The following is a 23,876-nucleotide window of genomic DNA, read 5'->3' as shown; positions in this document are numbered from 1 at the left end:
GATGCCAGAGAAGCGGAAGAAGTACGACCGGGAGTTTCGTGATGGGGCGGTCCGGATCGTCGAGGAGACAGGTAAGCCGATCGCCCAGGTCGCTCGAGACCTGGGGGTCAACGAGGGCACCTTGGGTAACTGGGTCAACCGGGCGCGCGCCGAGCGGGAGGGCCGCGGCGAGCTGACCGTTGATGACGCTGCTGAGCTCAAACGGTTGCGTGACGAGGTCGCCGAGCTGCGCATGGAGCGTGATGTCCTCAAGCGATCAGTGGTCCTGTGGGTGAAGGAGGCGACGAAGTGAGCGTGGCACGCTTTATCGCCGACCAGAGGACCAACTATCGGGTGCCACACGCGGTGTCCTGCCGGCTGCTCGGGGTCAGCGAGGCGTGGTTCTACAAATGGCATAAGCGGACCCAATCGCCGGGTGCGGCAACGGGTTTGCACACCACCCGCGACTATCGCCGGGACACCATCGACCGGGCCGTGGCGGTGGCGTTCGACAAGGCCCGCGGCCTGCACGGGTCACCGCGCCTGCATGCGGATCTGCGTGCTGACGGGTGGACGGTGACCGAGAAGACTGTCGCTGATTCGATGTGTCGTCAGGGCCTGGTCGCGCGGCGGATCCGCCGGCGCAACGGGCTGACCCGTCAGGACAAGACCGCCCCGAAGTTCCCCGATTTGTTGGGTCGCGATTTCACCGCACAGTGCCCCGATCAGCGGTGGGTCGGCGACATCACCGAGATCCCGACCGCGGCGGGCAAGCTGTATCTGGCCACGGTCATCGACCTCTACAGTCGCCGCCTGCTGGGGGCGGCCACCAGTCGTCACCCGGATGCAGCGTTGGCGTGTGCGGCGATCGAGATGGCGGTCGCCACGCGGGGCGGTATGCAGGCGATATGGCGTGATGACGATGCGCAGAAGCTGATTTTCCACACCGATCGTGGGTCGACGTACACCGCGAAACGGTTCACCAGGCTGTGCCAGAAGATGGGTATCCGGCAGTCGATGGGCCGGGTCGGATCGTGTTTCGACAACGCCGCAGCGGAGGCATTCTTCTCTTCTTTGGAGTGGGAAGTGTTGTCACGCAACGAGTTCCATACTATCATGGAGGCGCAGGCGGTCGTGTTGGAGTGGTGCTACGGCTTCTACAATCACCAGCGTCGCCACAGCGCGATCGGGATGATGAGTCCGGTCGACTACGAGAACACCGCAGTCACCGAGCCCGAAGCCGCATAGAGGAGTCCTCCACGATTCCGGGGGAACCACAGTTGGACTTGCTATTCCGGTAAGGGTTGAGCGCCGCGCCATCGTATCGGCGCCCATCCACTTCTATGCCATAGTGCTGGATCGTGCGCCACTCCACATTGAGAAACTCGTACGCAAGGTCCGGTGAGGACGGGATGGTGAGTCCACCGGCGCGAGCCAGGCCGATCTCGTACATTTCGAGCGGTGATAGCTCGAGGCCGGGCGTCTCAGGGAGACACAAGCCTTCGTGTTTCGACCGGTGGTACACCCGAGCTGTCCACTCGCGAATTATCGACTCAAGCTCGGCGACGTAGTAGAACGCTTGACTCTCAATGTCTTCACCGCGGTGATAGACGTCGGGTCCCTTGTAGCCCGGCAGTTGCTGAAGCAGGCCGAGCCGAATGGTCTTGAAGAAGCGTTCGACAGTTGGCTTGTCTGACGCCTTCTTTACGATCGCAGGCTGAATCGAGATTCCGAGTCGCGCACAGGCGGATCTGACATGGTGCGAGAGGTAGATCTTGCCATGGTCAACAACGATTGACTCGGGTAGGCAGCCTGGGATGCTCGGAGTGGCATCGTCTGCGGTCGGGTCGTCGCGTTCGATTGCGATCGAACTAGGCACGCCGTGAAACGGCCACGCTCCGTCGTCGACCGGTTCTTGGGGCGTGACCGACTGGTGTAACACATTGGCCACGTCGATTGCCTTGGTTGAAATCGGGGTCAGGCGCAGACCGACAATGCAGCGTGTATAGAGGTCTTGCGCCACAGTGAGTTCGACCGGCACCCAACGCAGCGTGATCGGCTCCATCGCGAACACGTCGAGGCGCGTTGTGTCGAGTACGAAGTACTCTCCGGGGCGCGTGGCGCGCAAACGGCCATACGGGGCCTCCGGCCGGTCGGCGGCGATTCGCCGTGCCTTTCCGCTGCCAAATGAATAGCGACCCTTGGAGAGCTCGTCCAGCCAGCGGTAGGCGGTCGCATTGGATGGGGTGGGCGCCAGATCGGCGCCACACCGCTCGGTCAGCAGATTGTTGGCCTGGTCGATTACTATGTTTCTGCTGGGTGTGGATTCGCGTGTGTACCGATTGAGTACGTCGAGGCACGCCTCCCGCCAGAGTGGGTCGATCGGCGAGCGCTGTTTCCTTGCTTCGACGAGGCCGGCTGGTCCTGACTCTTGATACGCCTTCACCCAGCGTTTGACGGTGCGGTCAGACATGTTGTGTGCGAGAGCGACCGTTTCGGAGCTGCGACCGATAGAGTCGCGTGCTGTTGTGATGCATCTCCAGTACTGCTTCGACGACGGCGAGCCGTGCGTTGTAAGTCTCTTGCTGTTTCTTCGTAAGATTCGAAAGCAGTTGTCCGGACGTCTCGCAGGGCCTGCGAGGTGCGTCGAGCGGCTGAGAAGACCTCACGAGGTGTGGAGTGCTCACCGCTCGTGTGCCGCGATCCGATTCGACTATCGACCGACTGTCGCTGATCTCGACTATGCGGACCACGGATCCGTCGATCCACACCCGATCGCCAACAGCAAGTCGATAAGTGTTGCTCATACGGCCTCGGCTCGATGGATCAAGGTGTTGTCGCCGAATGGCCGGGTGAGATCGGCCGTGAAGGTGCCCGTCCACAGAAGCTCGAGGACGATGTGTCGAGGCCGTGCAATCCGCTCGGCTGCGAGTGTGGCTTCAGCGTGCGCGATTGAGAGCTCCTCTGGAAATCGTTCGAGCACCGTCTGGAACAGGGCCGCGCGCGACTCGCGGCGAGCCTGAGAAGCGAATCTGATGTTGTTGATCAACGCCGAGTCCTCGCCGGTCCAAACCTCATAATCGGCGGAGAGGCGCTTGGACACCACCTTGGTCCACGTGAACACGGCCTTGACCTCGTCTTTCTGCGCGATTCGTGGATTCTTGACGTCCACGACCAAATATGACCCATCAGCCCGCGTCAGTAGGAGATCGGGACAGTGGCGTCGGCCGGTACCTCTGTCGTCGCCGGTGATCCAGAAAGGTTGCGCCGTGATCCAAACGACTTCGGGATCGAAGTCGGCAAGCAAGATGCGGTCGCGTTCGAGAAGGCTTTCGTAAACCACGTGGTCGGCTGTTGTACGGGTCCAAAAAAGACCTGGATAGTGGCGTTGGCCGGCGTGGGACGGTGGCAGGCGCACTGGCTGGGCTCGGGCCATCGAGCTGATCGAGTGATCCCTGACCTGACTGATGGTCTCGTCACCGGCTTCGGTAACGAAGCGAATCTCGGTCGCACCGATCTGATCAGGCATTTTGCTATCGTGCCGCATGACAGCCCGATGAGAACGATGACACGCCTATGACAAGCCGATGAGAAAATGACACGTTCGGTGAGAAGCTACACTGTTCACCCCTGGCATAAAACACGCGGGAACAAACTTCCAGCCACCCCGGTTGAGTCGATCAGACTTAACTCTGGAGGTTTCATGTCGCAGACATATTCACTGCCGGTCCTCTTCGTCCCGGACGTCGTCGTCCTGCCCGGCATGGTCGTGCCGATCCCGCTCGACGATGCAGCTCAGGCAACCGTCGACGCCGCTCGGGCGAGCGAGACCGGAAAACTGCTGGTCGCCCCACGTCTGGACGACCGGTACCCCACGTACGGGGTCATCTCTTCGATCGTTCAGGTCGGGCGTATCCCCGGCGGCGGACTGGCCGCCGTCGTCAAGGGTGAGCAGCGAGCGCAGATCGGGGCCGGAACACCCGGCCACGGCGCCGCGCTGTGGGTCGAGGCCACCGAGGTCGAGGACTCCGAGGTCACCGATGAGGTCCGGGACCTGGCCGGCGAGTACAAGAAGCTCGTGCTGGCCATGCTGCAGCGCCGCGAGGCGTGGCAGCTCATCGACGCCGTCAACAAGATGGCCGACCCGTCGGATCTCGCCGACACGTCGGGCTACGCCGCGTGGCTCACCGACGAGCAGAAGCGCGAGCTCCTCGAGACACCCGACACCGCCGCGCGGCTGCGGCTGCTGATCGAGTGGACCGGTGACTATCTCGCCGAGTCCGAGGTCAGCGAGAAGATCGCCGAGGACGTTCGCGCGGGGATGGACAAGCAGCAGAAGGAGTTCCTGCTCCGTCAGCAGCTCGCCGCCATCCGCAAGGAGCTCGGCGAGGACGAACCCGAGGGAGCCGACGACTACCGGTCGCGCATCGACGAGGCCGACCTGCCCGAGAAGGTGCGCGAGGCCGCACTGCGGGAGGTGGGCAAGCTCGAGCGTGCCAGCGACCAGTCGCCGGAGACCGGGTGGATCCGCACCTGGCTCGACACCGTCCTCGACCTGCCGTGGAACACCCGCACCGAAGATTTCACGGACATCAAGGGCGCCCGCGAGATCCTCGACGCCGACCACCACGGCCTCGACGACGTGAAGGACCGCATCGTCGAATACCTGGCCGTGCGTGCTCGACGCGCCGACCGCGGACTGCAGGTCGTCGGCGGACGCGGATCGGGTGCCGTTATGGTGCTGGCCGGTCCGCCCGGCGTCGGCAAGACGTCGCTCGGTGAGAGCGTTGCCCGGGCGCTGGGCCGCAAGTTCGTGCGCGTCGCCCTCGGCGGTGTGCGCGACGAGTCGGAGATCCGCGGTCACCGTCGTACCTACGTCGGTGCGCTCCCCGGCCGTATCGTCCGCGCCATCGGCGAGGCGGGATCGATGAATCCCGTTGTGCTGCTGGACGAGATCGACAAGGTGGGCTCGGACTACCGGGGCGACCCGGCCGCGGCCCTGCTCGAGGTCCTCGACCCCGCGCAGAACCACACCTTCCGCGACCACTACCTCGATCTCGACCTCGACCTGTCCGATGTGCTGTTCCTCGCGACCGCCAACGTCGTCGAGAACATCCCGTCGGCCCTGCTCGACCGCATGGAGCTCGTCACCCTCGACGGCTACACCGAGGACGACAAGGTGGCCATCGCTCGCGACTACCTGCTGCCTCGACAGGCCGAGCGGGCAGCGTTGACGACCGACGAGGTGACCGTCACCGACGCGGCGCTCCGTGAGATCGCGGCGAACTACACCCGGGAACCCGGTGTGCGACAGTTCGAACGGCTCCTCGCGAAGGCGCTGAGAAAGGCGGCGACCAACCTCGCTCAGGAGAGTGCCACGGCACCGATCATCATCGACGAGCCGGACCTGCGCGACTACCTCGGCCGTCCCCGGTTCACCCCGGAATCGGCCGAACGGACCGCAGTTCCCGGTGTCGCAACGGGTCTCGCCGTCACCGGGATGGGTGGCGATGTCCTCTTCATCGAGGTCAACGCCACCGACGGCGAGCCCGGTCTCAAGCTGACCGGCCAGCTCGGTGACGTGATGAAGGAGTCGGCGCAGATCGCGCTGTCGTACGTGCGGGCGCACGCCCAACAGCTCGGCGTCGACCCGGAATCGCTCAACAAGACCATCCACGTGCACGTTCCGGCCGGAGCCGTGCCCAAGGACGGTCCGAGTGCGGGCGTCACCATGGTCACCGCGCTGGTGTCGATGGCGACGGGGCGACGGGTCCGCGCCGAGGTCGGCATGACCGGTGAGGTCACGCTCAACGGCCGCGTCCTGCCGATCGGCGGGGTCAAGCAGAAACTGCTTGCGGCACAGCGCAACGGGCTGAAGACCGTTTTCATCCCGCAGCGCAACGAGCCCGATCTCGACGACGTGCCGGCCGAGGTCCTCGACGCCCTCGACGTGCGTCCGATGACCGACGTCGCCGAGATCGTCGCGCAGGCTCTGGAACCCGCAGTGGGAGAACAGATCAGCGCGGCCTGAGATACACGAGCGGGGCATCGTCCGGGATCACCCGGGCGGTGCCCTGCTTTCTTGTCATCGCAATCCGACAGTGCGGGCAATCCTCTCCAACACGCTGTACACAACCCAGGCGAGACTCGTCATGGCAGCGGCGGGCACCAGCCACAACGCGCCGACGGCGGCGATCAGGCTGGCGGCCCACTGCCGTCCCCACAGGGGTGCGGCGACGAAGATCATCAGCAGTGCCACCACGAACGACCAGCCCGGCGACGACACCGGCCACGGCCAATCGAAAAGCCACGGCCAATCGAACAGCAGCGCACCCGCGGAGCCGATGGTCGCGATGATCCCCGCGACGCTGAGCACCAGCCACAGCACGATGCTCAGACGACGGTAACCGCCTGCGACCCAACGGGTACGGAGCGCGACGGCCGACCACATCAGCCAACGCTTCAGCCAGGGCACGCCGGACGTGCGCATCATCTCGCGGAAGAACCGATCGGACAGGGTGTCGCTGCCGAGCGCACCTGAGTTGACGGCGTCGGAAATGAGCTCGTCGTGGATCAACGCTGCCAGCGAGTGCTTTCCGTAGGAGTCCTCGAACCAGCGCATGAAGCGCGGGACCGATGCCAGATCCGTCGGATTGTCCTCGCGCGGAACGAACGTCCGGGCCCGGTCGACCGCCGCACGGGCCTGCGACTGCTCCATGCCACCGCGTACCAGCTTGGCCACCAGATCGTTCTCGACGCCCTGGTCGGAGTATCGAAAGGTGTTGAGGACGACGAACTGCCGCTCGTCGATCTGAACGATCCCGACGCTGCCCCTACCGGTCGGATCGTCGACCTCGAAACCCGACGCCGGCGCCACTCGCCATGGAACCCAGCGGGTGGTGCTCGATGTGGCGTCGCCCATCTCGACCTCCCGACCTCGGCGCCTCCGACGGTAGCGCCGCACGGTAGAGCGCCGAGCAGTAACCGGGGGACAGAGATCCAAGTGCAACCCGACGGTGCGTGAACCGCGAGCCGTCGATCACCGTGGGGCAGCGCTCGACGTCCACTCCGCGACGGCATCGGTATAGAACGCCATCCGTTCGCGTAGGGCATCAGGCTCGATCCCGAACTCCTCGGGGCTGTACCGGTGTCTGCCCTTGCCGTGCCGCGGCTGCTCCGCATTGTGCTGGGCGAGCATCGCCGCCACATCCGGGGCATCGAGATTCGCTGCTGCGTAAACCCGTTCGACGGTCTCCCCAGGGCGGGACACCAGGTCCCGGTAGTCGATGTCGACGACGGTCGCCGAACCAGCCGTTGGGGAGGCGCGGAACTCGAGCGCTCGACGGAACCACAACTCCGACTGTTCGATCTGGAAGCGGCCGACGTCGTGGCCGTCCACCTCGTCGCTGTAGGTCGACCGGTAGGTCGCGAACAGGCTGGCGCCCGACGCCACGGTCTCCACGATGTCGCGATGCAGATGGACGATGCAGACACCCGGGTATGTCCGGGTCAGTGCGGCCAGTTCGGGCGTGTGGGCCGGTGCCTTCAGCAGCCATCGCCGCCGGGAACCGTCGTCGAGGATCTGCAGCATCGTCCGATGTGCTGCGTATTCGCCGGTGAAGTCGTGGTCGGCCAGCCATCGGGAGTAGCTGTCGAGGCGCATCGTCGAGCTGAAGCCCCAGTTGCGCATGGTCGTTCCCATGCCGAGGACGCACTCCTCCGGGAGGGCCGGTCCGGAATCGTGGACGGCGGCCATCGCCGGATTCAGCACGTGGAGCGGGTTGGGCTCGGCGGCCTGCGTTTCGATCAGCCGTTCGCGTTCCTCCGGGGACAGCCTTGCAACCCGCCACGGGGCGTACAGCTCCACCGGACGCGGCGCGCGGAGTCTGGGGTCGCGCGCCATGAGCCGGTACAGGAACGTCGTCCCGGTGCGCCAGCCGCCGATGATCACGATCGGCGGGAGTACCTCGCGTTCGGCCACTTCCGGGCTCTCCCGCAGGGTCTTGTCGAAGATGGAGCGAGCCCGCAGTTTCCCGATCACCGCGTCCTGCGCATTACGGATGCCGACAGCGTTCAGACGCCCGTCCTCGGCCGCCGACGCCAGATACTGCTCCAGGCCCGGCCGCCACAGTGCCGGGTCGCCCAATCCCTCGACACCGTGCTCGGCAGTGGCCCGTTCGACGATCGTGTCGGTTGCCTCGACCCCTAGCCGGTACCGCTCGGGACGGGTAATCCGATCGGCTTCTGCGGCCGCGTAGATGCTCTCGGCGACCTCACTCCGCTGCGGTGGCGTCCACGTCACCATCACTCGCCTCGCAGTTCGTCGAGCCGGACCACCCGAGCGGACGGCAGAGGAGGCGTGTCGGCAGGTTGGAGGAAGCGCATCACGATGATCCCGAAGTCGCGCCCCTCGGAGTCGATCCAGTCGCCCGAGCCGCCTGGGTTCTCCGCCGCGACAACGAATCGATACCGTCCGTCGACGACCGTCGCGGTCGCACCCGTATACGACACCGGGCGGTACCGGAAGTCGAGCGAGTTCAGAAAGCGGCTGTACGCCAACATGTTCCAGTATCGACACTCCACGACATCCCCCTCGATGGCCAGTGCCTCGCCGGGTCCGAGCTGCCAGCCGCCGCGGACGTAGTGGATTCCGGGTTCGGTGAACACGGCGCCACCGGCCATCTCCGACCAGTGCCGCAACACGTTCGGTGGATCGAGATCGTCCTTGGTCGACATCTCGAAGATCGTCGGGAGCATCGAGGTCGTGGCCGCCAAAGAGTCCAGCGAGGACGCGAATCTCGCCGCGTCGATGGACGGCGGCACCGGCGGTTCGACGACCGGCTCGATACTGCACCAACCCATTTCGTCCCGAGCCACGTCGTCGTGGAAGAACCGGACCCAGACGACGCCGGCCTTCTCCGGTAGCTCCAGCCGGTCACCGGCTCCCGGCGCGGTGCCGCCGAGCACGATCTCGAAGGCGCCGTCGTCGTCGAATCCGATGGTGTCGCTGTCGATGCGGGCCGTTGCCTCGGCGCCGATGCCGCCGATGCCGCCGGTCCGGCGGTAGACGGTCACCGACATGTACGACGCATCGCCGCGGTTCCCGCGGATGCGGTACGCGCGGTCACCTCGGACCTCGGTGACCCAGTACCGGAAATCGGGGTTGTCCATCAGGAACTTGTGCCGCCACCCGTTGAACGGCACGAGCTCCGGGCGTTCTCGGTCGACCTCGAAGCGCGACAACTGATTCGACAACCCGCGCACCAGTGCGCGGAATCCGTCGGCCTGTTCTGCCGGGGCCAGGCCCGCGGTGTCGGCGGCGAGTTTGTCACCGGCGGAGCGGAGTGCGTCGACCAGACCGTTCCACGCGGCGACCTCTGGTCGGGCGTCCTCGGTCACGGGAGCCGGACCCGGTCGTCGTGCCGGTAGTGGGGTCCGATGTCATCGATGAGGATGCCCGGCTCGGCGTCGACCACCGCCGGGATGGCGTCGAGCACGGCCCGTACCGACGCGGTCGTGATCGGGTTGGTGTGGCCGGACCCGACGCCGAACTCGAGCTGGGTGCGCATCTCGGCCGGTTCGCCGCTGATGACCAGTGTGTACGCGATCGGGCTGGTGAACCCGCCGAACGGCAGATCGTCGCCTCGATACACCGCTTCGGCGCCGGGAGCGGGCCGAGTGGGTACCGAAGCGAGATACCAGCATTCCTCGTTGGTGAAGAAATGATGGTCACCGAGGTAGCCGCGATGCGTCAGGTGCAGGGCGGCCGCAGTGCCCTTCCTGATGGTGGTCGCGCCCACCTGCGCATCACGTTCGGCGGGGATTCCGCGTAGCGACGTCTCGACCCTCACCTCGGAACTGTCCACGCCGTACAGCGCATGGGCGACGTTGCCGGTGAGATCGCCGTAGTAGATGTCGCCGCCGCGTGCGACCGGGGATTCGGCACTGAGGGAGTCGAGTTCGGCGCCGAAGCCGAGTGCTCCCAACCCGCCCCACATCGATCCGGCACGAGAGAAGTCGACGGCCTCCACCGACCGCACATGACTGACCGACGACATCGCCCTGGCCATCGTCATCGCGACCCGCTCGACGATGAACGTGGGATGGACGCCGGTGCCGTGCAAGGTGGCGCCGCCGGCATGGCAGGCCTCGAGCATCCGGTGCGGGGACTTGCGGAACGGGCTGAGCCAGTTCGGCATCGACACATTGTGGTACGCCGCGGTCGCCACGACGTTCTTCCCCGCCTCCAGCAGATCGACGACGTCGTCGTCGAGCCCCTCGATCACCGGGGCCGGCGCCGGGGTGAGGACGACACAGTCCACGTCGAGTTCCTTGAACGCCTCGCGGTCGCGGGTGGCGCCGATCCCGATCGGATCAGTCCGGACCAGCTCGCCGATGTCCCTACCGTCCTTCTCACGGTTGTGGACGAGGGCGCCCACCACCTCGAAGGCGGGGTCGGCGAGTGCGGCCCGGATGACGGCACCGCCCACCTCGCCGGGACCCCAGACGGCGATGCGATACGGACGACAGGGTGGGGAGTCCCTGGTGCCCCTCGTGGGTGTAGGACTGGTCTGCGTCATGGGCGATCCTCGGCAACGGTCAAGTGGAATCGTGTGCTTCCTGTTGCTGGTGAATCTGCCCGGCGGGCCCGGGTGTGTCAAGGACCACATCATCAGGTCACCAGTTGAGCGAAACTCGCTCAACTTTTTCCAGTCATCCGGGAACAAACCCGCGAGGGGTCCCGTTACACACTTCGAGAAAGCTGAGTGAGACTGACTCAAGTAAGTTTGACTCGACGATCCATTGTGAGTAGGACATGAGTCGGACGCACTGAAGTCCGGTCCCGCCGGGTTTCGGACATCATCCCCGCGTCATCGAACCGCGGGGCCAAAGGACTTGGGGTGCACACCCACAAACTAGGAGGAAGCCAAACATGTCTCGTGCTGTTGGAATCGACCTCGGCACCACCAACTCCGTGGTTTCGGTGCTCGAGGGTGGCGAAGCGTCGGTCATCGCCAACGCCGAGGGCTCGCGGACCACGCCGTCCGTGGTCGCCTTTGCGCGTAACGGCGAGGTGCTCGTCGGTCAGCCGGCCAAGAACCAGGCGGTCACCAACGTCGACCGCACCATCCGCTCGGTCAAGCGCCACATGGGTGAGGGTGACTGGACGGTCGAGATCGACGACAAGAAGTACACCCCGCAGGAGATCAGCGCGCGCACGCTCATGAAGCTCAAGCGCGACGCCGAGGCGTACCTCGGTGAGGACGTCACCGACGCCGTGATCACCGTGCCCGCCTACTTCAACGACTCCCAGCGTCAGGCCACGAAGGAAGCCGGTCAGATCGCCGGCCTCAACGTGCTGCGCATCGTCAACGAGCCCACCGCGGCCGCCCTGGCCTACGGACTCGACAAGGGCGAGAAGGAGCAGACCATCCTGGTCTTCGACCTCGGTGGCGGTACCTTCGACGTCTCGCTGCTCGAGATCGGCGACGGTGTGGTCGAGGTCCGCGCGACCTCCGGTGACAACCACCTCGGTGGTGACGACTGGGATCAGCGTGTCGTCGACTGGCTCGTCGAGAAGTTCAAGGCTCAGAACGGCATCGATCTGACCAAGGACAAGATGGCCCTGCAGCGTCTGCGTGAGGCTGCCGAGAAGGCCAAGATCGAACTGTCGAGCTCGCAGAGCACCTCGATCAACCTGCCGTACATCACCGTCGACGCCGACAAGAACCCGCTGTTTCTCGACGAGCAGCTGTCGCGCAGCGAGTTCCAGCGGATCACCTCTGATCTGCTCGAGCGCACCCGCGCACCGTTCCAGGCCGTCATCAAGGATGCGGGCATCTCCGTCGGCGATATCGACCACGTCGTGCTCGTCGGTGGTTCCACCCGTATGCCGGCCGTCACCGACCTGGTCAAGGAGCTGACCGGTGGCCGCGAGCCCAACAAGGGCGTCAACCCGGACGAGGTCGTCGCCGTCGGCGCCGCCCTGCAGGCCGGCGTTCTCCGCGGCGAGGTCAAGGACGTGCTGCTGCTCGACGTCACCCCGCTGTCCCTCGGCATCGAGACCAAGGGCGGCGTGATGCACAAGCTGATCGAGCGCAACACCACCATCCCGACCAAGCGCTCCGAGACCTACACCACGGCCGAGGACAACCAGCCGTCGGTGCAGATCCAGGTGTACCAGGGTGAACGTGAGATCGCCTCGCACAACAAGCTGCTCGGCAGCTTCGAGCTGGGTGGCATCGCGCCTGCGCCGCAGGGTGTCCCGCAGATCGAGGTGACCTTCGACATCGACGCCAACGGCATCGTGCACGTCACCGCGAAGGACAAGGGCACCGGCAAGGAGAACTCGATCCGCATCCAGGACGGTTCCGGCCTGAGCAAGGACGAGATCGACCGCATGATCAAGGACGCCGAGGCGCACGCCGACGAGGACCGCAAGCGTCGCGAGGAGGCCGAGACCCGCAACCAGGCGGAGTCGCTGGTCCACCAGACCGAGAAGTTCCTCAAGGACAACGAGGACAAGGTCCCGGCCGACGTGAAGGAAAAGGTCGAGGCTGCGGTCAACGACGCCAAGGAAGCACTGAAGGGCACCGACTCGGCCGCGATCAAGACCGCGATCGAGAAGCTGTCCGAGGAGTCGCAGGCTCTCGGCCAGGCGATCTACGCCAACGCCGCTGCGGAGTCCGCCGACGGTGAGGCCGGCGCTGCCGCCGACAGTGATCCCGATGTCGTCGACGCCGAGGTCGTGGACGACGCCGACACCAAGGAGAACAAGTGACCGCAGGATCCCATTCGTCGAATGGGTCTGGCGAGGAGCCGGTGACGGTGACCGACCGTCGTCGCATCGACCCGGAAACGGGTGAGGTGCGCGACGAGCCGGCCGCCGGCCCCGGCCCGGCCGACGCCGAACCCGTCGTGGACGAGTCCGACACCGAACAGCCGGCCGACGAGGCATCCCCGGACGCCCGGCTCGCTGAGCTGACGGCCGACCTGCAGCGGGAACGCGCTCAGTTCGCCAACTTCCGGCGGCGAGCTGCCGAGGAGAAGCAGGGATCGGTTGCCTACGGCAAGCAGATCCTGATCGACAAGCTCCTCCCGGTCCTCGACGACCTCGACCGTGCCCGCGAGCACGGCGATCTCGAGACCGGCCCGCTCCGGGCGGTCGCCGACAAGCTGACCGCAGTGCTGAACGCGGAGGGCCTCGAGTCCTTCGGGGCCGCGGGTGAGGAGTTCAACCCCGAACTCCACGAAGCGGTTCAGCACGACGGCACCGGCGACCACCCGGTCATCGGCGCGGTGTACCGCTGCGGTTACCGACTGGGCGAGAAGGTGATCCGCACCGCCATGGTGACGGTCACCGATCCCGAGCCCGCCGGCGACCAGACCGGTGCACAATAAGGCAACAATCGCCCGTGCATGAGGGGCGATCCGACCACCGATCCCTGAGGTGCGAGGAGCGCAAGCGACGAGCCACGAAGGGCGAGGAACCCTTCGTGGCTCGCTCCGCTCGCACCTCAGGGGGCGGGGGAACAACTGAAATACCCATCCAGACAACAGAAGACTTGAAGGAGGTGACGTCTGGTGGCTCCACAACGTGAGTGGTTGGAACACGACTTCTACAAGGACCTGGGCGTTGCTTCTGACGCTTCGGCTGAAGAGATCAAGAAGGCCTATCGCAAGCTCGCACGCGAGCTGCACCCGGATGCCAATCCCGGCGATTCCGCGGCCGAAGAGCGCTTCAAGCGGGTGTCCGAAGCCCATAGCGTGCTGAGCGATCCGGAGAAGCGCAAGGAGTACGACGAGACCCGTGCGATGTTCGCCGGCGGACGATTCCGCGGCGGCGGCAACGGGTTCCCGGGCGGCGGTTTCCCCGGCGGCGGTACGACGTACACGACCGGGGGCGACTTCGACCTCGGCGACCTGTTCGGCGGCGGTCAGGCCGGCGGCGGTGGCGGATTCGGCGACATCTTCGACGGACTCTTCAACCGGGGCGGCGGATCCCAACGCACATCGACGGCCAGCCGTCCCCGTCGCGGCAAGGACCTCGAAACCGAGACGTCGCTGTCCTTCAAGGACGCGGCGCTCGGCACGACGGTCCCGCTGCGGGTGACCAGCCCGTCCCCGTGCACCACCTGTCACGGGTCGGGTGCCAAGCCCGGCACCAGCCCGCGAGTGTGCCCTAATTGCAACGGCTCCGGCTTCGTCAGCCGCAACCAGGGTGCCTTCGGGTTCAGCGAACCCTGCCAGGACTGCCAGGGCACCGGCTCGCGGATCGACGACCCGTGCACCGACTGCTCCGGCAGCGGAGTCAAGAACCGGACGCGCACCATCAACGTGCGTATCCCGGCCGGAGTCGAAGACGGACAACGGATTCGGCTGGCCGGCCAGGGTGAGGCCGGACGTCGCGGAGCACCTTCGGGCGACCTCTACGTCGTCGTCCACGTCACGCCGCACAAGCAGTTCACGCGCAGCGGCAACGACCTTCGGGTGCAGCTCCCGGTTCGGATCTCGGAACTGGTTCTCGGCGCGACGGTGTCGGTACCGACACTCGAGGGCTCGGTCGGGGTCAAGATCCCGCCGAACACCACCGACGGCCGCACGCTCCGCGTGCGCGGCCGCGGCGTCCCCAAGCGGTCCGGCGGTGCAGGCGACCTGCTGGTGACGGTCAAGGTCGCGGTGCCGGACAAGCTCGACGACGCTGCGATCGAGGCGATGCGTGCCTACGATCAGGCCGAGCGGGCAAGCGGTTTCGATCCACGGGCGAACTGGGGGAAGTGAGTCATGGCCGGTCAGAAGAACTTCGACGCCGACGGCGCGACCTTCATGATCTCGGTGGCCGCCGAGCTCGCCGGCATGCACGCCCAGACCCTGCGGACCTATGACCGTCTCGGTCTGGTCACCCCGCAACGCACGAGCGGCGGCGGTCGCCGCTACTCCTCCCGCGACGTCGACCTCCTGCGTGAGATCCAGCGTCTCTCGCAGGAGGAGGGCGTCAACCTCGCAGGGATCAAACGGATCATCGACCTGAGCAATCAGGTCGAAGCGCTGCAGCAGCGTGTCCGTGAGCTCTCCGACGAGGTCGCTGCGTCGCGGAATCGTCGCGGGGGCGAGCTCGTCCCGGTGCCCCGGACCAATGCCCTCGTCGTGTGGCAGCCGCGGCGGAAGCGCTCCGGCGACTGAACGGTCCGGTTCGTTTCGTCAGGGCGACCGGTAGGTCCCGCGTACCTTGGAGGTATGGCTTCCGACACCGTCACCACCGTTGACACGGGCCCGCACCGCGTTTCACGGCGCATCGTCGTCGACGCGCCGGCTGCCGAGGTCTTCGCTCTCATCGCCAACCCGCATCGTCATCCCGAACTGGACGGTTCGGGGACGGTGCGGGACACGCCTGTCAAGGGTCCGGAAAAGCTCACCCCCGGCGCGCGATTCAGCGTCGGGATGAAGCAGTTCGGTGTTCCGTACACGATCACCTCCACCGCGACCGACGTCGACACCGACCGCGTCGTCGAGTGGAAGCACCCCATGGGCCATCACTGGCGTTGGGAGCTCGTCGCCACGTCGCCGACCACCACGCAGGTCACCGAGACCTTCGACTACTCCACGCTCAAGTTCCCGAAGATCATGGAGCTGATCGGTTACGACAAGAAGAACGGGCAGGGCATCGAGGGCACGCTCCGCGCGCTCGCAAACCGGTTCGGCTGATGCCACCGCCATCTTGCCGACAGCATGTCGATAAGATGGCGGAGACCTATCAGACCCGCACCAGGAGTCGACGAAATGTTCGTGATCACCAACCGCATCGATGTCACCGAGAACGCCGAGGCCTTCGAGAAGGCATTCTCGGACTCCATGCGCACCACGCTCAAGGGTGTTCCCGGCCTGCACCGCGCCACCCTGATGCGTCCGGAGGCCGAGGGCCTGCCCTACGTTTCCACCATGGAGTTCGACGCCAAGGAGGACTTCCTGGCGTGGCTGAAGTCTGATTCGTTCCGCGCATCGCACTCCGACGACCAGGCCTCGGGCATGCAGGCTCCGTCGGCCGTCGAACAGCACACCCTGATCGAGACCTTCAACGCCTGATCAGGCCGTCCCGGGGCGGCCGCGAAAGGAAGCCTCTCCATGGAATTCGAGGACGATTCGCCGTCATCCGGCGAGGAAGCGGTGGTCGTCCTCGGAGTCGTGGCCGCTCCCGGACAACCGATCGGGCTCGCGCGCAAGCTCGTCGACGCAGACCTGACCGAGCACGTCCAGACCAGCTTCCCCGGAGCCCGATGGCAGATCGAGGTCGTCGAGGCATCCCTGGTGCAGCCGCCCGCGACCGACGCCCAGATCGTCGACGCCGCGAGAGACGTTCTCCTCGAACGTGAATGGGACCTGGTGGTCTGTCTGACCGACCTCCCCCTCCACGTGGGCCGGCGCCCCGTCGTCGCGCATGCGAACGCGGTGCACGGCGTCGCGGTCCTGTCGGTGCCCGCCCTTGGTCCGACCGGACTACGACAGCGGGCGCGGACCACGGTCATCGGTCTCGTCGGCCGACTCCTCGGTGCCGACGCCGACGACCTCCGAGACCACGAGAAGTCCCCGTCGAAGTCGCCGCTGCGGCACCGCGTCCGCCAGTTGGGCACCGACGTCGACGACGAGGGCACCGCCTTCACCGCCCGGGTGCTCACCGGCAATCTCCGCCTCCTCTCCGGGATGGTGCGCGCCAACCGGCCGTGGCGCCTCGCCCTCGGGCTGACCCGGGCACTGACCGGCGCCATCGCGGCCGGGGTCTTCGCGCTGGTCACCGCCGACATCTGGCTGCTGGCCGACACCTTCGGTTGGGTCCGCCTCACCGGCGTCGCCGTCGGCTCGATCGTCGCCATCACCGCCACCCTGATCATCGGCGCCAACCTCTGGGAACGAGGATCGTCGCGGCAGTCGCGCGAACAGATCGTCCTGTTCAACACCGTCACCGTCATCACCGTCGCGCTGGGGGTCGCGGCGTTCTATGCCGCTCTCTTCGTCCTCGCGACCGTCGGCGCGCTGTGCCTCGTGGTCCCTCAGGTCTTCGGCGACGCCCTCGGTCACGACCCCGGAATCACCGACTACCTGGAGGTCGCGTGGCTGACGTGCTCACTGGCAACCGTCGGCGGGGCGCTCGGTGCGGGGTTGGAGACCGACGAGGCGGTACGCGACGCCGCGTACACCCAGCATCCCGCCGACTCGGTCTGACGAGGTACCACCGACGGTCCGGCTGCCACAGATTCGGCCCCAGCCGTTAGGCTGCATGGGCAAATGTCGATGTGGAGGTGACGATGACCCAAGATCCGGCGAGTGGGGGACTGCCCGGATCCGTGGTTCTCGGGATATCCGTCGTGGACGATCAGATCGCATCCGTGGTGCGCGACGCCGATGGCCACATCCTGGCCAGCAACCTCGTCGACCTGCCTGATCCGTCGGCTCCCGCGGTAGAGGCCGCGATCGTCGAGCTGGTCGATTCGGTGCCCGTCGTCGTCGACCTGATCGGTGTCTCCGTGTCCCGCGAGGACGTCCGCAAGCACCTGTCACAGGCCTTCGGGTCGAGTGGCGCCGCCGAATCCTGGCACGACCGTGTCGTCGTCACCGGTTACGCCTCGGCACTCGCCGAGATCGCGTGCACTCATGCCACCCGTGGCGGCGTCGTCGCGGTCGTGGATCTCGATCGGGAGGCCGCACCGGCATCCGGTACGACGGTGGCCACGGTCGACACGACCTCGGGGGCGGTCCTCGGAACAGCCGATTTCACCACCCACCGGCTCGCGTCCGTCACCGATCCCGACGGGGCATCGGCACTGGCAACCGCGATCGCCAAGCTGCCGCGCGGTCGAGACATCACCTCGATCATCGTGGTCGGACCCGGCGCGGAGATGCCGGGCATCGCCCCCGCCTTCGAATACGCCGCCCAGCGTCCCGTCACCGTCGCGGACAATCCGCCGCTCGCCTCGGCGATCGGCGCGGCCGACGCCGCCCTGGTGGCGCTGTCGGCCCCGGCGGCGGCCACGCGGGTGTCGACCGGACGACGCTGGTGGTTCGTCGGCGCTGCGATCGGTGCCGCGGTGTTTCTCGGCGCGGTCGGCCTGACCCTGCTCCTGGCCGCCGAGGGCGAGACCCCCGAACCGACTCAGGTGACGGTCACCGAGACACCAGCGGCCGTCACGATCACCGCCGACGCGAAGACGGTCACCCCAGACCGAGACCGAGACCGGACGGGCCCGCACGACCACGATCACCAGCACGCCGCGCCCGGTCACCCGCACGACCACGGTGACCGAGGAGATCCCGGGACCGTTCACCATCACCGAGACCGAGACGACCACGGTCGAGGTCCCCGCAGCCGGATCGCCGGCGCCCTGACGCCCTGACCGGCGCGTCAGTACACCGGGTCGTGTTGGATGCGGCTCGCGCGGACCCCGGCGATGATGAGTTTGCGTCGGGTCGCCTCGATCATCTGCGCCGATCCGGCGATGAGCACCTGGTGGTCCTGCCAGTTCCCGGCGTTGACGACGACGTCGGCGAGCGTGCCGATCTCGTGGTCGATCCCGAGTTCGGCCGGCGTCGCCACCGCGGTGATCCACCACGGATCGCTCTCCTCCTCCGACACCGCGGTGACCTGCAACCACGGATTGGTGGACGCGATCCGTCGCAGAACGCTCAGGTCATAGAGCTCACCGGGGTAGCGCATCCCGTAGAAGATGTGTGTCGGGGGCGAGTCCGCGCGCTTGGACATCTCGATGAGCAGAGCACGCAGGGGGGCCAGTCCGGTGCCGCCGGCCACCATCAGGACGGGCCGATCCCGGTCGACGTGCAGCGTGCCATGGCTCTGCGACAGGGTCCAGACGTCGCCGATGCTGGTCTCGCTGACGATGGCCGAGCTGACCGTCCCACCCTGAATGGCCCGGACGTGGAACTCCAGCTCGCCGGCCGGGTTCGGCGGGATCGACGGCGAGAAGTTGCGCCACTGCTTGGGCCATTGCGGGACGTGCACCTCGAGGTACTGGCCGACGTGGAACGTCAGCGGCGCATGCGAGATGAGACGCACGACGGCGAGGTCGCGGCTGATGCGGTACTTCTCCACGACTTCCGCCGTCCACCGGGCGGGATGGGTGGCGGTCTCGGCGGCCCCGCGCATCACGCCGGTGACGAGCATCATCGCCTGTGAGACGGTCTGCTGTGCCTCCTCGTCCCAGTACCCCTCCATCAGACTGGCGAACTCGCCCATGAGGGCCGCATACATTACGTGATAGTGCTCGGGTTCGACCCCGAACTTGCGATGGTCGCGGCCGAGCTGGGCGAGGAACTCGACGAGGTCGGCGTGACCGGACTCCGCGGGAATGGCCTCGAGAACGTGGTCGATCACGCGATGGAAGGCGATCTGCTGTGCGGCCATCGAGACGCCGAACAGATCCCGAAGGTCAGGATCGATCGCGAACATCCGGGTGTAGACGTTGGTCACGAACCGGTCGGGCTGTCGGTTCACCGCTGTTCGCAGCTGATGCAACGTGTGGCGTGAGTGGCTCGCCATTCTCTGTGGACAACCTCCGTCGGCGTTCGTCCCCCGCCTGTTCCGAGAGCTCAACCCTAACGCCCGACGGTACAGAATTCAGGATCCGTCATCGTATGTCGGACTGTGATCCGGTGTGGCAAGGTACCAGCATGACGTCCCTCGACGGTGTCCTCCCGGCCATCGTCGACGCGCATGTGCAGCACTGGGATCCGCGGCGCACCCCATGGGCGGTGACACGCTCGTCGCGGCTGTACGGGCTCGTCCCCCGATTGGGGGACCGGGCATTCCCGTTCATCGCCTCGCGCGCCGACCGGGAGTTCGTGCTGACACCGCGAACGGTCGCGCGCCCGTACGAGCCACGGCAGTACGCCACCGACGCGGCTCTCGTCTCGACGGTCGTCGGGGTGCCCATCGACACCGTGGTGCACGTCGAGTCGCACTGGCGCAAGGCCCTACCCGCTGGGGAGCAGGCGTCGGCACACAGCACTGCCGTGGAGGAGACGCGCTACCTGGAGCGACTTCCGTTCGGTCACTCGGGGGCTCCGCGTCTGGGGGCGATCGTGGCTCACGGTGACCCGCGCGACCATGACTTCGCCGAGACGCTGAATCAGCAGTTCGCGGTCTCGCCGCGGGTTCGAGGTGTCCGCCTGGTGGCGACGCGCCATCCCGATCCGCGTGTCCGCGACGGCGGCGACGCCGACAACATCCTGGCGTCGCCGGCTTTCCTCGACGGTTTCGCCGAACTGGCTGGGCGCAAGCTCGTCTTCGAGGCTGCGGTCTACTCCCACCAGCTCTACGACGTCGTCGTGCTGGCGCGGGAGTATCCCGACACGACTATCGTGCTGAATCACTTCGGGATGCCGGCCGGGGTGTTCGGCCCGATCGGGACGCGCACCGGTGCGACGGCCGCGGCGCGCGCGGACATCTGGCGGTTGTGGCGGGAACGGATGACCACCCTGGCGTCGTATCGCAATGTGGTGGTGAAGCTTTCCGGACTGGCCATGCCGGTTCTCGGTTACGGCCGCGAACGGTGGGGCAACATCGGGGGGCAGGCGACGCTGTGCGAGATGATCGGCCCGTTCGTCGAACACGTCGTCACCCACTTCGGTTCGGACCGCATCATGTTCGGCTCGAACTACCCGATCGACCGCCCCAACGCGGCGATCGACGTCCTCGTCGGTGCCCTCGTCGATTGTGCGTCCCAGTGGGGAGACGAGGCGTTGCGACGTATCTTCCGCGACACCGCGGTTCGCGTCTACCGACTCGACGAGACCTGACCGGCGGGCGGTCCGTCACGGATGACGCGGACGCCCCCACCATCGCGATCGGGTCGGCTCGGGGACGGGCACGTCACGCATGAGGCGGACCAGGATGTCTACGAATTCCGCACACGTCGGATAGCGGTCCTGTGGTGCTTTGGCGAGCGCCTTGGCGAAGATCGAATCCATTGCCGACGGGAGCCACGGACGGCGCCGGGTGAGCCGCGGCGGGTCGTCGTTGATGTGTGCGTAGGTGATCGCGAAGGACGTGTGCCGCGGATACGGCGGTGTGCCGGTGAACAGTTCGACGAGGCTGCACGCGAACGAGTAGTTGTCGCTGGCCGGGGAAAGGCGATGTGCCTGAAGTAGTTCCGGCGAGGCATACCCGATGGAACCCTGTACCCGGCCGTTGCGCGCGAGCGGCCTTGTGTCGTCGAGGAATTGGGCGATCCCGAAATCGGAGAGATAGGCGTCCACCGGGGTGGGGTCGTCCGCGTCGGAGCCGAGCGGCCGGGAGAGCAGAATGTTCGCGGGCTTGACGTCACGGTGAAGAATGTCCTGTCCGTGCGCGTGGTCGAGGGCGTCGGCGATCTGTCCGGCCACTCTGAGGATCGTGTCCACGTCGGGTTCGGCGTTGCCGCCGGGGACGAGTGCGGTGGCCGCCGGGCCGGCGGCGTACTGCATCGCCAGCCACATCGACGGTTGGTGGCGAGGGCCGAGAGAGCCGGGCGGCGCGGCGATCTCGCCGTGAGCCCGCATCCGGACGATGTGCGGGTGGTCGAGGAGCGAGGCGATCCCGAACTCGCGCTCGAACCGTTCGCGGACCCGGGCGTGATCGGCGGCGTTCGGGTGCAGCACCTTCAGCGCGACCGGTCCGTCGCCGTCCTCGCGATGGGCACGGAAGACGTCCGCGCTCGCACCACCGCCGACGAACTCGTCGATGGTGAAGCCGTCTACCCGGTCGCCAGCCTCGAACACCCTGCCCAGGGTAGAGCGACGACGATCCGCGGGTGCGGTGCCGGACGAGGGTGTCGAGACCCGGGTGCCGGAATCGGACTCGACCGTCAGGATTTCGGTGTCAGCCGGAAGATCGGGAACTTCCGTCCCTGGGCGGTCTCGGTGTACTTGACGAACTGGTCGGTGAACGCCGTGAACTTCGCCCAGGCGGCCTCCCAGTCGGCGTCGGTGATCTCGGCGACCTGGGTCTCGTGGCGTTCGATGCCCTCGGCTGCGGGGGCTTCGACGGCAACCGAGTCGGGGTGCGCCCGGAGGTTGTGTACCCAGGCCGGCGTCGTCGGCGAACCCGCGAAGGAGCCGATGACGAGCCACGACCCGTCGTCGGCGAGGCCGAACAGCGGGCTGATGCGCGGCTCGCCGGACTTGGCGCCGAGGGTGTGCAGCAAGACGAGGTTCTTCCCGAAGCCCGCGGTCTCGACATGTCCGTTGTTGGCGCGGAACTCGTTGATGATGGTCGAATTGAAGTCGTTCACGACCTCCTTGATACGCCTACAGAGCTCTGACCGGCAGGTGTCTCGAAGTGAAACCGCGTGCCGGGCGTCGAAGAATACGCTGAACGCATGAGTGCCGAAACGAGTTCGTTGGCCGCCGCCCTCCCCGGCGGAATGGTGATCACCGACCCCGACATCCTCGCCGGTTATCGCCAGGACCGCGCATTCGACCCGGACGCCGGTACCCCGCTCGCGCTCGTGCGCCCGACCTCGACCGAGGAGGTCCAGGCGACGGTTCGGTGGTGCGCCGAGAACCGGATCCCGATCATCACGCGCGGCGCCGGCACCAGCCTGTCCGGCGGCTCGACCGCGGTGGACGGCGCCATCATGATCTCCACCGAGAAGATGCGCGAGATCGCCGTCGACCCCGCGACGCGCACCGCCGTCGTCCAGCCCGGGCTGTTCAACTCCGAGGTCAAGGCCGCGGCTGCCGCCGAGGGTCTCTGGTACCCGCCGGACCCGTCGTCGTTCGAGATCTGTTCGATCGGCGGCAACGTCGCCACCAATGCGGGCGGGCTGTGCTGCGTGAAGTACGGGGTCACCACCGATTACGTGCTCGGACTGCAGGTGGTGCTCGCCGACGGCCGCGCGGTCCGGGTGGGCGGCAAACAGCTCAAGGACTCCGCCGGGCTTCCGCTGACCAAACTCTTCGTCGGCAGTGAGGGACTCCTCGGCATCATCACCGAGGTGACCCTGCGACTGCTCCCGCCGCAGGGGCCGGCGAGCACGGTGGTAGGGGTCTTCGACTCGGTCCACGACGCCAGTCGTGCCGTCCTCGCCGTGACCGGTGAGATTCGTCCGGCGATGCTGGAATTCATGGACTCGGTGGCGATCAACGCGGTCGAGGACATGCTGCGCATGGGACTCGACCGGGACGCGGGCGCGCTGCTCGTCGCCCAGTCCGATGCGCCCGGGGCGGCCGGCGCCCAGGAGGTCGAACTCATCCGGAACGCCTTCGAGTCGAACGGCGCGGGCGAGGTCTTCACGACCGACGACCCCGCCGAGGGCGAAGCGTTCACCGCCGCCCGGCGTGCTGCGATCCCGGCGGTGGAGAAGCTGGGATCTCTGCTGCTGGAGGACGTCGGGGTCCCGTTGCCCTCGCTGCCCGATCTCATCGACGGCGTCGCCAAGATCGCGGCGGACAACCAGGTGATGATCTCGGTGATCGCGCATGCCGGCGACGGCAACACGCATCCGCTGATCGTCTTCGATCCGGCCGACACCGCAGAGGCCGACCGGGCGCAGACGGCGTTCGGTCAGATCATGGACCTCGCCATCGAACTGGGCGGCACCATCACCGGCGAACACGGCGTGGGCCGGCTCAAGAAAGGCTGGCTGCCCGATCAGGTGGGTCCGGACGTGATGGAGCTGACCACGCTCATCAAGAACGCCCTCGACCCGGAGGGGCTGCTCAATCCGGGCGTGATCCTGTAGGTGTGGTGCTCGCCGAGCCGCATCGCGATTGTCGCCCGCTCGGCGGCAACGAAATCAGGAAAATGAAAAAAGCACCTGCCGAGGTCCTCCCGTCCCCTCCGCGGGGGGACCTCAGCAGGTAGCCCAAACGCGAATGGCATCTGAATACGATGCCATGCAAAAACGAGC

At 66.6% G+C, this 23,876-nt stretch carries 21 protein-coding genes and 1 pseudogene; 13 read left to right on the top strand and 9 right to left on the bottom strand.

Features of this window, described 5'->3' with window-relative positions; translation table 11 throughout:
• Position 1 precedes the first annotated feature (1 nt).
• Positions 2–292, top strand: a complete 291-nt coding sequence (locus RVF83_RS03195; protein ID WP_005195137.1) for a transposase — start codon at positions 2–4, stop codon at positions 290–292.
• The gene (locus RVF83_RS03190; protein WP_020169777.1) at positions 289–1,227 is read left to right on the top strand and encodes an IS3 family transposase; all 939 of its coding nucleotides are present in this window, start codon (positions 289–291) and stop codon (positions 1,225–1,227) included. The genes RVF83_RS03195 and RVF83_RS03190 overlap by 4 nt, the downstream gene beginning before the upstream one ends.
• Here RVF83_RS03190 and RVF83_RS03185 read toward each other — a convergent pair.
• Together RVF83_RS03185 and RVF83_RS03180 are read right to left on the bottom strand one after the other, a co-directional pair.
• A complete protein-coding gene (locus tag RVF83_RS03185) occupies positions 1,205–2,452 on the bottom strand; it encodes a hypothetical protein (RefSeq protein WP_244278413.1) in 1,248 nt (415 codons plus the stop codon). The genes RVF83_RS03190 and RVF83_RS03185 overlap by 23 nt on opposite strands.
• Before the next feature lie 330 nt (positions 2,453–2,782).
• The gene (locus RVF83_RS03180; RefSeq protein ID WP_006369927.1) at positions 2,783–3,508 is read right to left on the bottom strand and encodes a TnsA-like heteromeric transposase endonuclease subunit; all 726 of its coding nucleotides are present in this window, start codon (positions 3,506–3,508) and stop codon (positions 2,783–2,785) included.
• Positions 3,509–3,682: 174 nt separating this feature from the next.
• On the opposite strand from RVF83_RS03180, the gene lon reads away from it, so the two are divergent.
• Positions 3,683–6,010: an endopeptidase La gene (lon, locus tag RVF83_RS03175; RefSeq protein WP_005195179.1), complete on the top strand. Its 2,328-nt coding sequence runs from the start codon at positions 3,683–3,685 to the stop codon at positions 6,008–6,010.
• Between the two features lie 54 nt (positions 6,011–6,064).
• On the opposite strand, the gene RVF83_RS03170 is transcribed toward lon, so the two are convergent.
• From RVF83_RS03170 to RVF83_RS03155, 4 genes are all read right to left on the bottom strand, one after another.
• Positions 6,065–6,901, bottom strand: coding sequence for a DUF1353 domain-containing protein (locus RVF83_RS03170; protein WP_005195178.1), 837 nt, complete (start codon positions 6,899–6,901; stop codon positions 6,065–6,067).
• 117 nt (positions 6,902–7,018) lie between these two features.
• Positions 7,019–8,284: a sulfotransferase gene (locus RVF83_RS03165; RefSeq protein WP_005195177.1), complete on the bottom strand. Its 1,266-nt coding sequence runs from the start codon at positions 8,282–8,284 to the stop codon at positions 7,019–7,021.
• A complete protein-coding gene (locus RVF83_RS03160) occupies positions 8,284–9,378 on the bottom strand; it encodes a DUF1214 domain-containing protein (RefSeq protein WP_005195176.1) in 1,095 nt (364 codons plus the stop codon). The genes RVF83_RS03165 and RVF83_RS03160 overlap by 1 nt, the downstream gene beginning before the upstream one ends.
• Positions 9,375–10,559 (bottom strand): hypothetical protein, encoded by a 1,185-nt coding sequence (locus RVF83_RS03155; protein WP_210735990.1) that lies wholly within the window; start codon positions 10,557–10,559, stop codon positions 9,375–9,377. The genes RVF83_RS03160 and RVF83_RS03155 overlap by 4 nt, the downstream gene beginning before the upstream one ends.
• 353 nt (positions 10,560–10,912) lie before the next feature.
• Between RVF83_RS03155 and dnaK the strand changes: the two genes are divergently transcribed.
• The 8 genes and pseudogenes from dnaK (at position 10,913) to RVF83_RS03115 (ending at position 18,357) form a co-directional block, all read left to right on the top strand.
• Positions 10,913–12,760, top strand: coding sequence for a molecular chaperone DnaK (dnaK, locus tag RVF83_RS03150; protein ID WP_005195174.1), 1,848 nt, complete (start codon positions 10,913–10,915; stop codon positions 12,758–12,760).
• Positions 12,757–13,380 carry a nucleotide exchange factor GrpE gene (grpE, locus tag RVF83_RS03145; RefSeq protein ID WP_005195173.1) on the top strand — a complete coding sequence of 208 codons (624 nt, stop codon included), beginning with the start codon at positions 12,757–12,759 and terminating at the stop codon, positions 13,378–13,380. Before dnaK ends, grpE begins: the two co-directional genes overlap by 4 nt.
• A 183-nt stretch (positions 13,381–13,563) precedes the next feature.
• Positions 13,564–14,760 (top strand): molecular chaperone DnaJ, encoded by a 1,197-nt coding sequence (gene dnaJ / locus RVF83_RS03140; protein WP_005195172.1) that lies wholly within the window; start codon positions 13,564–13,566, stop codon positions 14,758–14,760.
• A gap of 3 nt (positions 14,761–14,763) precedes the next feature.
• A complete protein-coding gene (locus RVF83_RS03135) occupies positions 14,764–15,162 on the top strand; it encodes a heat shock protein transcriptional repressor HspR (protein WP_005195171.1) in 399 nt (132 codons plus the stop codon).
• 54 nt (positions 15,163–15,216) lie between these two features.
• Positions 15,217–15,684: an SRPBCC family protein gene (locus RVF83_RS03130; RefSeq protein WP_005195170.1), complete on the top strand. Its 468-nt coding sequence runs from the start codon at positions 15,217–15,219 to the stop codon at positions 15,682–15,684.
• A 75-nt stretch (positions 15,685–15,759) separates the two neighbouring features.
• Complete coding sequence (locus RVF83_RS03125; RefSeq protein WP_005195169.1) at positions 15,760–16,062, top strand: antibiotic biosynthesis monooxygenase family protein; 303 nt, start codon at positions 15,760–15,762, stop codon at positions 16,060–16,062.
• 39 nt (positions 16,063–16,101) lie between these two features.
• Positions 16,102–17,196: a hypothetical protein gene (locus RVF83_RS03120; protein WP_005195168.1), complete on the top strand. Its 1,095-nt coding sequence runs from the start codon at positions 16,102–16,104 to the stop codon at positions 17,194–17,196.
• An 83-nt stretch (positions 17,197–17,279) separates the two neighbouring features.
• A pseudogene (locus RVF83_RS03115) lies at positions 17,280–18,357 on the top strand (hypothetical protein).
• Between the two features lie 16 nt (positions 18,358–18,373).
• Here the strand turns inward: RVF83_RS03115 and RVF83_RS03110 are convergent.
• Complete coding sequence (locus RVF83_RS03110) at positions 18,374–19,525, bottom strand: FAD-binding oxidoreductase (RefSeq protein WP_005195166.1); 1,152 nt, start codon at positions 19,523–19,525, stop codon at positions 18,374–18,376.
• Positions 19,526–19,656: 131 nt separating this feature from the next.
• Between RVF83_RS03110 and RVF83_RS03105 the strand changes: the two genes are divergently transcribed.
• Positions 19,657–20,784, top strand: coding sequence for an amidohydrolase family protein (locus RVF83_RS03105; RefSeq protein WP_039879978.1), 1,128 nt, complete (start codon positions 19,657–19,659; stop codon positions 20,782–20,784).
• Positions 20,785–20,799: 15 nt separating this feature from the next.
• Here RVF83_RS03105 and RVF83_RS03100 read toward each other — a convergent pair whose 3' ends face one another.
• Positions 20,800–21,744 carry a serine/threonine-protein kinase gene (locus RVF83_RS03100; RefSeq protein WP_039879970.1) on the bottom strand — a complete coding sequence of 315 codons (945 nt, stop codon included), beginning with the start codon at positions 21,742–21,744 and terminating at the stop codon, positions 20,800–20,802.
• An 86-nt stretch (positions 21,745–21,830) separates the two neighbouring features.
• On the bottom strand, positions 21,831–22,256 hold the full coding sequence (locus RVF83_RS03095) for a nitroreductase/quinone reductase family protein (protein ID WP_005195163.1): 426 nt from the start codon (positions 22,254–22,256) through the stop codon (positions 21,831–21,833).
• An 87-nt stretch (positions 22,257–22,343) separates the two neighbouring features.
• On the opposite strand from RVF83_RS03095, the gene RVF83_RS03090 reads away from it, so the two are divergent.
• Positions 22,344–23,708, top strand: a complete 1,365-nt coding sequence (locus RVF83_RS03090; RefSeq protein ID WP_039879976.1) for an FAD-binding oxidoreductase — start codon at positions 22,344–22,346, stop codon at positions 23,706–23,708.
• Positions 23,709–23,876 lie beyond the last annotated feature (168 nt).

The sequence above is a fragment of the Gordonia rubripertincta genome, assembly GCF_038024875.1.
Lineage (GTDB): Bacteria > Actinomycetota > Actinomycetes > Mycobacteriales > Mycobacteriaceae > Gordonia > Gordonia rubripertincta.
The sequence above is the reverse complement of the archived record's forward strand: the minus strand, read 5'-3'. Positions and strand labels throughout refer to the sequence as shown.